This window comes from Polaromonas sp., from assembly GCF_018780625.1.
In the GTDB taxonomy this organism is placed as follows: Bacteria; Pseudomonadota; Gammaproteobacteria; order Burkholderiales; family Burkholderiaceae_C; genus Polaromonas.
Genome location: NZ_JADMJK010000254.1, coordinates 1 through 13,802 on the forward strand (window position 1 = coordinate 1; position 13,802 = coordinate 13,802).

Below are 13,802 nucleotides of genomic sequence, written 5' to 3' on the forward strand. Positions count from 1 at the left end.
AAGTGCCGGTGTACGAGGCTTTTGTGGAGGGCGCCAAGGAAGGGTTCGAGGTGGCGAAAAATCTGCTGCCCTATCTGGTGGCCATGCTGTGCGCGGTGGGCGTGCTACGCGCCTCAGGCGCCCTGGATTTAGGCCTGAAAGGCATTCGCACCCTGGTTGAATGGACGGGCTGGGATGCGCGCTTCGTCGATGCCCTGCCGACGGCGCTGGTCAAACCCTTTTCCGGCAGTGCTGCACGGGCCATGCTGATCGAGACCATGCAGAGCCATGGCGTTGACAGCTTCCCGGCGCTGCTGGCGGCCACCATGCAAGGCAGCACCGAAACCACCTTCTATGTGCTGGCGGTGTACTTCGGCTCGGTGGGCATCCAGCGCGCGCGGCATGCCGTGGGCTGCGCGCTGCTGGCGGATTTGTCCGGTGTGCTGGCTTCCATCGGGGTCTGCTACTGGTTCTTTGGCTGAGTCGCAGGCGCGCGCCCTTGCATCCGGTCCGATGCCGGACACGGAGCATGAACGGTTCACCGGTTCGTCGTCGCGAACGCAGTGCGGCCAGCTACTGAATCAGCAGCGTTTAGCGGCTTACCGGTGCAGCCAAGCGCACTGAGAGCGTTGCCCATGCGGCCATAGCTGATAGCCAGGCCAATTCATGGCAACGGGCTTAAACCCAACTCTTTCAAGAAGTCATTGTGCTTGTGCTTTGCCGCCGCAATGGCTTTTTCAACCTCGGCCAACTCGCCATGCGTCGCTTCCAGGTCAATCTCTGCCTCGCCGACTGCCGTGCTGATGTAGCGGGAGATGTTCAGGTTGAAATCATTTTTCTCAATCTCGGCCATCTCCACCCTGCGGGAGTATCGGGGCGCTTCCTTGCGGAACTGGTAGGTCTCGATGATTTTCGCGATGTGCTCTTGCGTCAACTGGTTCTGACGCTTGCCTTTGGCGTTGCGCTCTGGATAGCCCTTACCCAGCTTGGGCGAGGCCAGGTCAATTTCTGAAAACAAGCCGGCAAACGTGCTTTGAAACGACTCGTTTTCAATGTATTTGAAGCCAGCCTGCAGCGTGTGCAACAACTCGCCGTCCTGCATGCGGGCCATACTGGCAATGCTGCTCCAAAGGTGTAAGGGCTCTATGACGTAATGCACCTTGCGGCGCATCTGCTTCTCAAAGGCGGGCACGTCGTTCAGGTTTTCTTCATACCAAACCTGAAGTGGAGTGCTCGCGCCAGTTTTTTGCAATACATCAGCCGCGATATCGGGGTAGTCGCTGCCCAACTCCTTTTTGGCCGCTGCCTCGTAGTTGTCTGACAGGTAGCGCAGGAACAGGAAGGACAGCATGTAGTCGCGGAAATCGTCCGCATCCATGGCCCCGCGCAGTTGGTCGGCAATCGCCCAGAGGGTCGTCGTCCATCACGAAGCCCTTGGTCAAGAACTCCTTCAGCACGGTGGAGGCCCAGCGCCGGAATTGCACGCCACGCGGCGAGCGCACACGGTAGCCCACGGCCAAAATGGCGTCCAGGTTGTAGTGCGCTACCCGGTAGTTCTTGCCGTCGGCGGCAGTTGTCAACCGTTGGTTGACAACTGATTCCTGGCTCAACTCCTGCTCAACAAAAATGGCTTTGAGGTGCTTGGCAATGTTCTGCTTGGTGGTCTGGAAGAGCTCCGCCATTTCAAGCTGTGTCAGCCACACCGTGCCCAGATCAGCCCGAAGCCGAATTTGGCTTTTCCCGTCCTCGGTGGTGTAAAGAATCAAGTCGTTCATGGTGTTGGAGCCGGGACGGCTTTGGTGGCAGGTCGCTCAAGGATGTCGGGCAGAGAAAACTTATAGCGGCCCAAAAATGCATCAAGGATCTGCCTGAAAAGTCGCTTGTTGTCGTCCACCATGGCCATAGGCTGATAGATGTCGTATTTACCGTGGCTTAACAAATTGAGCGCACGGGCATACAGCTCCGTGTCATCAAAACCCTGAATGCAGGCAGAAAAATCATCGTGCCCGAAAAAGGTGGCCGTCTTCTCCAAAATGCTGCGCAGCATATTGAAGTGATAGGTGTAGAGCTTTCCGTTCCCGGCGGCCTTCTGCACTTCGGCCAGCATGGCCACATGGTGGAAAAACGGTGTGTCACCCACACAGCAAAAAGCCCGAACCGGTGAGGGTTCGGGCTTTGCAGGGTAGCTTGGATGCTTGGTCTACTTGCGCGCTGGCGGCAAATCCGTGCAGCTGCCATGCGCCACTTCCGCCGCCATGCCAATGCTCTCCCCCAGCGTGGGGTGGGGGTGGATGGTCTTGCCGATATCCACCGCGTCGGCGCCCAGTTCGATGGCCAGCGCAATTTCGCCGATCATGTCGCCCGCGTGGGTGCCGACCATGCCGCCGCCCAGGATCTTGCCGTGGCCGTGCGCCTCAGGACTGTCATCAAACAAGAGCTTGGTGACGCCTTCGTCGCGGCCGTTGGCAATCGCGCGGCCCGATGCCGTCCAGGGGAACAGGCCCTTCTTGACCTTGATGCCTTGCGCCTTGGCCTGGTCTTCCGTCAGGCCCACCCACGCCACTTCGGGGTCGGTGTAGGCGACGCTCGGAATCACTCTAGCATTGAAGGCGGCGCTGGCCAGTTCCTTGTTGCCTTGCAGTTCACCGGCAATCACTTCGGCGGCCACATGCGCTTCGTGCACGGCCTTGTGCGCCAGCATGGGCTGGCCCACGATGTCGCCAATGGCGAAGATGTGCTGCACGTTGGTGCGCATCTGGATGTCGACGTTGATGAAGCCACGGTCTGTGACCGCCACGCCGGCTTTCTCGGCTGCAATCTTCTTGCCATTGGGCGTGCGGCCCACGGCCTGCAGCACCAGGTCGTAGACCTGCGGCGCGGGGGCCGTACCGCCCTCTTCCGCTGGCGCAAACGTCACCTCAATGCCTTCGGGCAAGGCGCGCGCGCCCACCGTCTTGGTCTTGAGCATGATGTTGTCAAACCGTGGCGCGTTCATCTTTTGCCAGATCTTGACCAGGTCGCGGTCCGCGCCCTGCATCAGGCCGTCCATCATTTCCACCACGTCCAGGCGGGCGCCCAGCGTGCTGTAGACGGTGCCCATTTCCAGGCCGATGATGCCGCCGCCCAGAATCAACATGCGCCTGGGGACTTCTTTGAGCGCCAATGCGCCGGTGGAGTCCACCACGCGCGGGTCGTTGGGCATGAAGGGCAGGCGCACGGCCTGGCTGCCTGCGGCGATGATGGCCTTTTTGAACGCAATGGTTTGCGTCTTGCCGGTTTTTTCTTGCGCGCTGCCGCTGGTTTCTTCAACCTGCACATGGTTGGCGCCCACGAACGCACCGTAACCGCGCACCACCGTCACCTTGCGCATCTTGGCCATGGCAGCCAGCCCGCCGGTGAGCTTGTTGATCACTTTTTCCTTGTGGCCGCGCAGCATGTCCACGTTGACCGTGGGCGCGCCGAACTCGATGCCGAGCGCGCCGAGGTGACTGACTTCGTCCATCACGGCGGCCACATGCAGCAGCGCTTTGGAGGGGATGCAGCCCACGTTCAGGCAGACGCCGCCCAGCGCGGCATAGCGCTCGACCAGTACGACCTTCAGGCCCAGGTCGGCCGCGCGGAAGGCAGCCGAGTAGCCGCCGGGGCCAGCGCCCAGCACCAGCAGGTCACAGTCCAGATCGGCCGTGCCGTTGAAGACGGCAGCCGATGGCGTTGATATTGCTACTGTATTGATAGCTTCTTGCGCAGGTTCTACGGGGGCTATAGCCTGTTTTTGCTCCAAAACCGGGGCGGCAGCGCCTGCGGCGTCCAGCGTCAGGACCACGGAACCCTGCTTGACCTTGTCGCCAAGCTGGATCTTGAGTTCCTTGACCACGCCAGCGTGCGAGGACGGAATCTCCATCGACGCCTTGTCGCTTTCAACCGTGACCAGGCTTTGCTCGGCCTTGATGGTGTCACCGGCCTTGACCAGCACTTCAATCACGGTCACTTCGTCAAAGTCGCCGATGTCCGGGACTTTAATGTCTATCAAGCTTGTAGCTGCGCTCATTGGGAGGCTTTCAATTGGAGGGTGAATACTTCCATCGGTTGATCCGAATCGGGGCGGCTCATAACAGCACGCGACGGAAGTCAGCCAATATCTGGCCCAGGTAGGCGTTGAAGCGCGCGGCGGCAGCGCCGTCAATCACGCGGTGGTCCCAGCTCAGGCTGAGCGGCAGTATCAGGCGCGGCTGGAAGGCCTTGCCGTCCCAGACCGGTTCAATCTGGCTCTTGCAGACACCCAAAATAGCCACTTCAGGGGCGTTGATGATGGGCGTGAAGTAACGCCCGCCAATGCCGCCCAGCGACGAAATGGTGAAGCAGGCGCCCTGCATGTCAGCCGGGCTGAGCTTGCCGTCACGCGCTTTCTTGGCGAGTTCGCCCATTTCCTGCGAAATCTGCAGCACGCCTTTCTTGTCGGCATCCCGGATCACCGGAACCACCAGGCCGTTGGGCGTGTCGGCGGCGAAAGCCACATGACAGTACTGCTTGAGCACCAGCTGGTCGCCGTCGAGCGAGGCGTTGAACTGGGGAAACTTCTTGAGCGCGGCCACCGAGGCCTTGATCAGGAAGGCGAGCATGGTGAGCTTGACGCCGGACTTCTCGTTTTCCTTGTTCATCTGGACGCGGAAGGCTTCCAGCTCGGTGATGTCGGCATCGTCGTGGTTGAACACGTGCGGAATCATCACCCAGTTGCGGTGCAGATTGGCGCCGCTGATCTTCTTGATGCGCGACAGCGGCTGACGCTCGACCGGGCCGAACTTGCTGAAGTCCACCTTGGGCCACGGCAGCAGGTCCATGCCTGCGCCGCCGCCTGATGCTGCTGGCGCGGGGGCCTTGGCCACCTGCGCTTCGGTGCGGATGGCGCCTGTCATCACCGCCTTGGTAAAGGCCTGGACGTCATCCGGCGTGATGCGGCCCTTGTAGCCTGTGCCCTTGACCTCGGCCAGCGGAACGCCGAGTTCGCGGGCAAATTTACGCACTGATGGCGAGGCATGCGGCAAATTGCCGGTGGGCGCCACGGTGGGCGCATGGGCTGGCAGCGCGGCAGGTGCAGATACAGGTGCAGGTACTGACGCCACCGCGACTGGCGCCGAGGCTGCAGCGGCGGCGGGTTGAGCCGTAGCAGCAGGTGCCGCAACTGCGGCCACAGGCGCTGCCGTGCCTTCCAGAATGGCCAGCAGGTCGCCAATATTGACGATGTCGCCGAGCTTGACCTTGAGCTCCTTGAGCACACCGGCAGCGGACGACGGGATTTCCATGGAGGCCTTGTCGGACTCGACCGTGATCAGCGACTGCTCGGCCTTGATGCTGTCGCCGGGCTTGACCAGAATCTCGATTACCGAGACATCCTTGAAGTCGCCAATGTCGGGCACATGCACTTCGACCGGGCCGCTGGCGGCGGCAACGGGGGCCGCAGCAACAGCGGCCACAGGCGCGGGCACCTGTTGCACAGCCGGGGCCGGCACGGCTGCAGGCGCTGGCGCGACCGCAGCATCAGCACCCGCCGCTTCCAGCGTCAGCACGACCGACCCTTGCTTGACCTTGTCGTCGAGCTTGACCTTGATTTCCTTGACCACGCCGGCGTGGCTCGACGGAATTTCCATCGAGGCCTTGTCGGACTCGACCGTGATCAGAGACTGCTCGGCCTTGACGGTATCGCCGGGCTTGACCAGCAGTTCAATCACCGTTACTTCGTCGAAATCCCCAATGTCGGGAACTTGAATGTCTATCAATGCCATGTTGTTGGTCTCCGTTTGCTTGCGTCTTGGGCTTCTTGGGCTAAAAGGTTTACGTCAAGCGTAAAGCGGATTGATTTTGTCGACATTGATGGCGTATTTCTGAATCGCTTCAGCCACCTTGGCGACCGGCACGGTGCCCTCTTCGCTCAGCGCCTTCAGGGCGGCCACCACGATGTAGTGGCGGTTGATCTCGAAGTGCTCGCGCAGCTTGCTGCGGAAGTCGCTGCGGCCAAAGCCGTCGGTGCCCAGCACCTTGAAGGTACGGTCCTTGGGGATGTAGGAACGGATCTGCTCGGCGTAGGCCTTCATGTAGTCGGTGGACGCCACCACCGGGCCGGTGTGGTGTTCAAGTTGCTCGCCGACAAAGGACACGCGCGGTGTCTCCAGCGGGTGCAGCAGGTTCCAGCGCTCGGTGTTCTGGCCGTCCCTGGCGAGTTCGTTAAAGCTCGGGCAGCTCCAGACATCGGCGGCAATGCCCCAGTCACTTTCAAGCAGGGCCTGCGCGGCAATCGATTCACGCAGGATGGTGCCTGAGCCCAGCAACTGAACGCGCGGCACGGCAGCGTCGGTTGCACCCGGGTTGCACAAGTACATGCCTTTGATGATCTGCTCTTCCGTGCCGGCTTTCAGGCCAGGCATGGGGTAGTTCTCATTGAGCAGCGTGATGTAGAAATACACGTTGTCCTGCTTTTCCACCATGCGCTTGAGGCCGTGGTGCAGGATCACGCCCACTTCATGCGCAAAGGTGGGGTCGTAGCTGATGCAGTTGGGAATGGTGCCGGCCATGATGTGGCTGTGCCCGTCTTCATGCTGGAGGCCTTCGCCGTTCAGCGTGGTGCGACCGGAGGTGCCGCCCAGCAGGAATCCACGCGCCTGCATGTCACCGGCGGCCCAGGCCAGGTCGCCCACGCGCTGAAAGCCGAACATGGAGTAGTACACGTAGAACGGGATCATGATCCGGTTGTTGGTGCTGTAGGAGGTGGCCGCTGCGATCCAGCTGCTCATGCCGCCGGCCTCGTTGATGCCTTCCTGCAGGATCTGGCCCTTGACGTCTTCCTTGTAGTACATCACCTGGTCCTTGTCGACCGGGGTGTATTTCTGACCTTCGGGGTTGTAGATGCCGATCTGGCGGAACAGGCCTTCCATGCCAAAGGTCCGGGCTTCATCGACCAGGATGGGCACCACGCGCGGACCAAGCGCCTGGTCACGCAGCAACTGGGTGAGAAAACGCACATAGGCCTGGGTGGTCGAGATTTCGCGTCCTTCGGCGGTCGGCTCCATCACGGACTTGAAGGTTTCTATCGCGGGCACCGTGAAGCTCTCGTCGGCCTTGGTCCGGCGGTGCGGCAAATAGCCGCCCAGCGCCTTGCGGCGCTCGTGCAGGTACTTCATTTCAGGCGTATCGTCGGCCGGCTTGTAAAACGGAATGTCGGCCAGCTGGCTGTCTGGAATCGGGATATTGAACCGGTCGCGGAAAGCCTTGACGTCCTCGTCCGAGAGCTTTTTGGTCTGGTGAACGTTGTTCTTGCCTTCGCCAATCTTGCCCATGCCAAAGCCCTTGACGGTCTTGATCAGCAGGACCGTAGGCTGGCCCTTGTGCTGAACGGCGGCATGGAAGGCGGCGTAGACTTTTTGCGAATCATGGCCACCGCGGCGCAGGTTGAAGATGTCGTCGTCGCTCATCTTTGCGACCATTTCGAGCGTGCGCGGGTCGCGGCCGAAGAAATGCTTGCGCACATAGGCGCCGTCGTTGGCTTTCATGGCCTGGTAGTCGCCGTCCAGCGTTTCCATCATGAGCTTGCGCAGCGCGCCGTCCTTGTCGCGCGCCAGCAGCGGGTCCCAGCTGCTGCCCCACAGCAGCTTGATCACGTTCCAGCCGGAGCCACGGAACTCGCCTTCAAGCTCCTGAACAATCTTGCCGTTGCCGCGCACCGGGCCATCGAGTCGCTGAAGGTTGCAGTTGATGACGAACACGAGGTTGTCGAGCTTTTCGCGTGCAGCCAGGCCGATAGCGCCCAGGCTTTCGACTTCGTCCATTTCGCCGTCGCCGCAGAACACCCATACCTTGCGGTTTTCAGTGTTGGCAATGCCGCGGGCGTGCAGGTATTTAAGAAAACGTGCCTGGTAGATGGCCATCAATGGACCCAGTCCCATGGACACAGTGGGGAATTGCCAGAACTCGGGCATCAGCTTGGGGTGCGGGTAGCTGGAAAGGCCCTTGCCATCGACTTCCTGGCGGAAGTTGAGCAGCTGCTCTTCCGTGAGGCGACCTTCCAGGTAGGCGCGCGCGTAAACGCCCGGCGACACATGGCCCTGAATATAGAGGCAGTCGCCACCGTGGCCTTCGCTTTCAGCATGCCAAAAATGGTTGAACCCGGCGCCAAACATGCTGGCCAGCGACGCAAACGAGCCGATATGACCACCCAGGTCGCCGCCATCGGCAGGGTGCAGGCGGTTGGCCTTGACCACCATGGCCATGGCGTTCCAGCGCATGTAGGCGCGCAGCCGCGCCTCGATTTCAAGATTTCCGGGGGATCGCTCTTCCTGGTCGGTTTCTATGGTGTTGACATAGCCCGTGGTGGCAGAAAAAGGCATGTCTATGCTTTTCTGGCGGGCATGCTCAAGCAGTTGCTCCAGCAAAAAGTGGGCGCGCTCAGGACCCTCACTTTCAATCACCGCGGACAGCGCATCCATCCACTCGCGGGTTTCCTGCGTGTCTTTGTCCTGGGTCTCGTTGGCGGCAGCGCGTGAATTTTCCGCGCCCGCTTCGTTGAAATTAGCAGCCATTTTTTGTCTCCTGAATAACGCTTTTAAACCTGCATCTCCACCCTGCGGGCGGCGGATGCAATTCATGCATTCAACCCATATTTAAACGTAAATTAAATGCGAGCATCAAGTTTCTCACAATATTTGTGTAATTTCAAATTGCGAGTTACCTTTTCATTATGTGAAATAATATGAGGCAAATAAGCTGCAAATGGCACTAAAAAAGCGAGATCGGCAAACCGGCGCGACTTCGGGCGGATCCACGTCAATGCGGATCCCCCCAACGCAACTCACTTAAAATTCAATGTTTACTTATGTCCAAGCCAGTACCGCCGCCTCCTCTTGACCCCAGGCCCAGCCCGGAGCCTCTGGGCATGTGGCGCCGCTGGTGGCGCATGCAGTCGCCCTCGCAGCAAGACCGTTTCATCACACTGGGTCCGCTGCTGGCGGTGGTGCTTTTTCTGGCCGCCGTCATTGCAGCTTTCGGCTACCTGCGTATTGAGGAAATAGACCGCGAGCAGCAAGCGGTTTCACGGGACGTGGAGTACGCCCAGCAGCGCCTGCGCCTGCGCCTGCTGGAGCGGCAAGAGCAGCTCATGCGCATTGGCCGTGATGTCTCGAACAAAGAGATTGACGCCGAGGGCTTTATTCTTCAGGCGGAAGCGCTGGTGAACCAGTATCCGGAACTGATGGCCGTGAGCTGGGTAGACAGTAAACGGCGCATCAAGCTTGCCTATGTATCGCCCAGCGCCAGCACCAATCAGCTGCACGCTACCGGGGACCAGCTCAAGCCGGGTGAAACCGCCAGCACCTATGACCTGGCCAGGGACCTGCGGCAACCCGTTTACTCCCGCCCGATGGTGGCGCGAACCAGTAATGGATACCGTACGACCAGCCTGCAGTTGCAAGTGCCGCTGGACAACCAGGGCAAATTCGATGGCGTCATCATCGGAGATTACGCCATCGACGGTTTGCTGCGCTTTGGGGTGCCCACTGAAGTCACGGCGAAATATGCCGTGACCCTGGTGGACGATAAAAACCTGGTGCTGGCAGGAAGCCCGCCGCCGCCGCGCAGCCGTGCCGCGCGCCTGCTTCCATGGTCTGACAGTGCGGCCGCCTATGAGATACCGGTCTCACCGGTCGGCAACGGACTGCTGATTCGGGCCGAGGGTTATCGCGCGTCGCTCGGTGTCGTGGGCAGCGGATTTTTCTGGCTGGTCAGCGCCTTGAGCGCTCTGACCGTCTGGATGCTGCTTGGCAATTGGCGACATACCCGTCGCCGCGTGCAAGCCCAGCAAGCACTGATTTCAGAAACCAACTTTCGCCGGGCGATGGAAAACTCCATGCTCACCGGGATGCGCGCCCTGGATCTGCAAGGCCGCATTACCTACGTCAACCCGGCGTTCTGCCAGATGACCGGCCTCTCAGAATCCGACCTGGTGGGCAGGACGCCGCCGTTTCCGCACTGGCCCGAAGCAGAGTTGGACACCATGATGGCGCGACTCGACGATGAGCTGCATGGCAGGACGCCGCCCGGGGGTTTTGAGGTCCGGGTCAAGCGCAAAAACGGCCAGATTTTTGATGCCCGCATGTACGTGTCGCCACTGATTGATCCGCGCGGCCAGCAAACGGGCTGGATGACCTCCATGACCGACATCACCGAACCCAAGCGGATTCGCGAGGAGTTGATTGCCTCTTACGAGCGCTTCACCACGGTGCTGCAAGGCCTGGATGCGGCGGTGTCAGTGGCGCCGCTGGGCAGTGAGGAGTTGTTGTTTGCCAACAAGTTGTACCGCTCCTGGTTTGGTGGGGATGTATCTGGACACATGAACATGATTGCGCAGGCTGGCGTGCCAGCCGCATTGCCGACCGGTGACGAACTGGATGCGGTCGACGGTCTTGCCGGTCTGCCCACCGACGAGCTCACCACCGCCCAGTCTGAAAACGCCGAAATTTTTGTGCCCGAACTCTCGAAATGGCTGGAAGTGCGCTCGCGCTACCTGACCTGGGTGGACGGCCGTCTGGCACAGATGGTGATTGCCACTGACATCACGCCGCGCCGCCACGCCGAAGAGCAGGCCGCACAGCAAAACGAACGGGCGCAGACCGCCAGCCGCCTGATCACCATGGGTGAAATGGCGTCCAGTGTGGCCCACGAACTCAACCAGCCGCTGACGGCCATCAACAACTACTGCAACGGTATGGTGTCGCGCATCAGGGGCCAGCAAATCAGCAACGAAGACCTGCTGGTGGCACTCGAGAAAACCGCCAAACAGGCACACCGGGCCGGGCAGATCATCCAGCGCATTCGCGCATTTGTGAAACGCAGCGAGCCCAACCGCGCGCCGGCCGATGTGGCTACGCTGGTCAGCAACGCCATGGAACTGGCCGAGATTGAGCTCAAGCGCCACCGCGTGCGCTTGACCCATTACATCGCGGCGCGCTTGCCCAATCTCATGGTCGACCGCATCCTGATCGAGCAGGTGCTGATTAATCTGATGAAAAATGCAGCCGAGTCGATTGCGCAATCGAATTTGCCTACCGCCCGCCGCAACGTGGAGTTGCGCGTGGTGCCCAAACAGATTGAAAACCAGAGCGTCGTGGAGTTTTCCGTACTCGACTCGGGGCTGGGCCTGTCTCCCGAAGTCAAGGCCCGGCTGTTTGAGGCGTTTTACTCCACCAAGGCTGAAGGCATGGGAATCGGTCTGAAACTATGCCGCAGTATTGTTGAATCTCACCAGGGCCGGATGGAAGCCGTCAACCTCTACAATGGCGACGAAATGGTGGGGTGCCGGTTTACTTTCTGGATTCCCGTAACACCCCCGCAGTCACACGCGGGCGCTACCAGCGATAGCAGAGCGGACAAAGACGCCGACGTTGACTAAAGCCATTCCTGAAATCATTGAGACAACGTTTACCAAGAAAGCATGGCATGAGCTTGATTCCCAAAAAAGGTACGGTCTACGTCGTTGACGACGACGAGGGCGTGCGCGACTCTCTTCAGTGGCTGCTCGAAGGCAAAGATTACCGGGTGCGCTGCTACGACTCGGCGGAAAGCTTTTTGAGCCGCTATGACGCACGCGAAGTGGCTTGCCTGATCGTGGACATCCGCATGGGCGGCATGACCGGTCTGGAATTGCAGGACCGACTGGTTGAACGCAAGTCGCCGCTGCCCATCGTCTTCATCACCGGCCACGGCGATGTGCCGATGGCCGTGGACACCATGAAAAAGGGTGCCATGGACTTCATCCAGAAGCCCTTTCAGGAAGAAGCGCTCGTCAATCTGGTCGAACGCATGCTGGAGCAGGCCAAGGAAGTGTTCAGCGACCACCAGCAGTCCGCCAGCCGCGACGCCCTGCTGGCCAAGCTCACGTCGCGCGAGGCGCAGGTACTGGAACGCATCGTCGCGGGCCGCCTGAACAAGCAGATTGCCGACGATCTGGGCATCAGCATCAAGACCGTGGAAGCGCATCGCGCCAACATCATGGAAAAGCTCAACGCCAATACCGTGGCCGATTTGCTCAAAACCGCCCTGGGCTCGAGCGCCCCCAAGGCCTGAACCAGAGAAAATTTTTTGCTATTTATTTAATAGCTTTCGGCGCCCGTAGTTATTTGGCTAACGGGCGTTTTTACTTGTAAAACTGAAAAATGACCGCACAACTGATCGACGGAATCGCCCTCTCCAAACAACTGCGCACCGAAGTGGCCCAGCGCGCAGCCGCCCTGCGCGCGCAAGGCATCGCGCCGGGCCTGGCCGTGCTGCTGGTGGGCGAGAATCCTGCCAGCCAGGTCTATGTGCGCAACAAGGTCAAGGCCTGCGAAGACAGCGGCGTGCATTCGCTGCTGGAACGCCACCCCGCCACCCTGACGGAGGCAGAGTTGCTGGCGCGCATTGACGCACTGAACAATGACCCGACGATTCACGGCATTTTGGTTCAGCTGCCGCTTCCCGCCCACATTGACGCGCAAAAAGTGATTGAAGCGATTTCTCCGGCCAAAGACGTGGACGGTTTTCACGTGGCCAGCGCCGGCGCCCTGATGGTGGGTCAGCCTGGTTTCTGGCCTTGCACGCCCTACGGCTGCATGAAGATGCTGGAAAGCATTGGCTACGACCTGCGCGGCAAGCATGCCGTGGTGATTGGCCGCAGCAACATCGTGGGCAAGCCCATGGCGCTGATGCTGCTCCAAAAAAATGCCACCGTGACGATTTGCCACAGCGCGACCCCTGACCTCAAAGCCATGACGCTGCTGGCGGACGTGGTCGTGGCGGCTGTCGGCAAACAAAACGTGTTGACCGCTGATATGGTGAAACCCGGTGCCGTCGTGATTGACGTGGGCATGAACCGCAATGAAGACGGAAAACTCTGCGGCGACGTGGATTTCGAGGGCGTGCGGCAAGTGGCCGGCTACATCACCCCCGTACCGGGCGGCGTTGGCCCCATGACCATCACGATGCTGCTGGTGAACACGCTGGAAGCGGCAGAACGCAGCCTGACCTGAACAGACCTGGCGCCAGGCCCGCTCAACTGGCGTCGGCAGGCTGGCGGGAGAGGCGCCAGAGTGTCAGCCCAGCGCACAGCCACTGGCCCAGCAGCATCGCGCTCCCCAAGCCATGCCAAAGCCTGAGGTTGCCGCCCTCAGCCCGTGCGCTGACAATGCGCGGCGCCACGCCAAACTCGACCAGCAAGGCCAGCAGCAACCCAGCCACTACAAATTTAATAGCTACTTGCACCCACTGCGCATGGGCTAAAGGGTCTTTTTTATTTAAAACCAGCAACAGCATCAGCAGTGCGCACGCGGTACTGAGCCAGGTCTGTGCGGTAAAAAGCTTGGCCGCCATGGCGCCAGCGACGGACGGGCTACCCAGGTGCATGAACAGCAGCGGAACCACCACAAAACCCAAAGCAGTCAGGCTGCCCCACCAAAGGGCCGCAGCCAGCAGCGCAATTCGGTGGCGCAGTGACGCGCGCATCAAATGTAGTGGACGGCCACGATTTCGTAGCGCTTGATGCCGCCCGGGGCCACCACTTCGGCGGTATCGCCCTCTTCCTTGCCAATCAGGGCGCGGGCAATCGGCGAGCCGATGTTGACCAGTCCCAGCTTGATGTCCGCTTCGTCTTCACCCACGATCTGGTAAGTCACGGTGTCACCCGTGGCCTCGTCTTCGAGCTTGACGGTGGAGCCGAACACCACCCGATGACCGGCCTCGAACGATGAAGGGTCGATGATCTGGGCCGTGGACAGCTTGCCTTCAATTTCCTGGATACGGCCTTCAAT

At 60.4% G+C, this 13,802-nt stretch carries 11 protein-coding genes and 1 pseudogene; 4 read left to right on the forward strand and 8 right to left on the reverse strand.

All coding sequences use genetic code 11. The features are described 5' to 3' along the window. Positions 1-461: spore maturation protein (locus tag IV091_RS18020; protein ID WP_293470797.1), on the forward strand; the 461-nt coding region annotated here is incomplete at its 5' end. 182 nt (positions 462-643) lie between these two features. Here IV091_RS18020 and IV091_RS18025 read toward each other — a convergent pair. The 6 genes and pseudogenes from IV091_RS18025 to aceE form a co-directional block, all read right to left on the reverse strand. Continuing rightward, positions 644-1,357: a type I restriction-modification system subunit M N-terminal domain-containing protein gene (locus IV091_RS18025; RefSeq protein ID WP_293470798.1), complete on the reverse strand. Its 714-nt coding sequence runs from the start codon at positions 1,355-1,357 to the stop codon at positions 644-646. A gap of 85 nt (positions 1,358-1,442) precedes the next feature. Next, positions 1,443-1,754 (reverse strand): annotated as a pseudogene (rhuM, locus tag IV091_RS18030) (RhuM family protein); the annotation flags it as partial. Next, positions 1,751-2,086 (reverse strand): hypothetical protein, encoded by a 336-nt coding sequence (locus tag IV091_RS18035; protein ID WP_293470800.1) that lies wholly within the window; start codon positions 2,084-2,086, stop codon positions 1,751-1,753. The gene IV091_RS18035 and the pseudogene rhuM, both read right to left, overlap by 4 nt. Positions 2,087-2,179: 93 nt before the next feature. Continuing rightward, entirely contained in the window at positions 2,180-4,027 is a 1,848-nt protein-coding gene (lpdA, locus tag IV091_RS18040; RefSeq protein WP_293470802.1) for a dihydrolipoyl dehydrogenase, read from the reverse strand. Positions 4,028-4,085: 58 nt separating this feature from the next. Further along, entirely contained in the window at positions 4,086-5,759 is a 1,674-nt protein-coding gene (aceF, locus tag IV091_RS18045) for a dihydrolipoyllysine-residue acetyltransferase (RefSeq protein ID WP_293470804.1), read from the reverse strand. Positions 5,760-5,813: 54 nt separating this feature from the next. Beyond that, a complete protein-coding gene (gene aceE / locus IV091_RS18050) occupies positions 5,814-8,546 on the reverse strand; it encodes a pyruvate dehydrogenase (acetyl-transferring), homodimeric type (RefSeq protein ID WP_293470805.1) in 2,733 nt (910 codons plus the stop codon). 293 nt (positions 8,547-8,839) lie between these two features. Between aceE and IV091_RS18055 the strand changes: the two genes are divergently transcribed. The 3 genes from IV091_RS18055 (at position 8,840) to folD (ending at position 13,025) form a co-directional block, all read left to right on the forward strand. Beyond that, the gene (locus IV091_RS18055; RefSeq protein ID WP_293470806.1) at positions 8,840-11,410 is read left to right on the forward strand and encodes a PAS domain-containing sensor histidine kinase; all 2,571 of its coding nucleotides are present in this window, start codon (positions 8,840-8,842) and stop codon (positions 11,408-11,410) included. A 47-nt stretch (positions 11,411-11,457) separates the two neighbouring features. Then, positions 11,458-12,084 (forward strand): response regulator transcription factor, encoded by a 627-nt coding sequence (locus IV091_RS18060; RefSeq protein ID WP_293470808.1) that lies wholly within the window; start codon positions 11,458-11,460, stop codon positions 12,082-12,084. An 89-nt stretch (positions 12,085-12,173) separates the two neighbouring features. Beyond that, positions 12,174-13,025, forward strand: a complete 852-nt coding sequence (gene folD / locus IV091_RS18065) for a bifunctional methylenetetrahydrofolate dehydrogenase/methenyltetrahydrofolate cyclohydrolase FolD (protein WP_293470810.1) — start codon at positions 12,174-12,176, stop codon at positions 13,023-13,025. A gap of 22 nt (positions 13,026-13,047) precedes the next feature. Here the strand turns inward: folD and IV091_RS18070 are convergent, their stop codons facing one another. Together IV091_RS18070 and greA are read right to left on the reverse strand one after the other, a co-directional pair. Then, entirely contained in the window at positions 13,048-13,497 is a 450-nt protein-coding gene (locus tag IV091_RS18070) for a DUF4149 domain-containing protein (RefSeq protein WP_293470812.1), read from the reverse strand. Then, positions 13,497-13,802 (reverse strand): transcription elongation factor GreA (greA, locus tag IV091_RS18075; RefSeq protein WP_293470814.1); only part of this gene is annotated, 306 nt, incomplete at its 5' end. The genes greA and IV091_RS18070, both read right to left, overlap by 1 nt.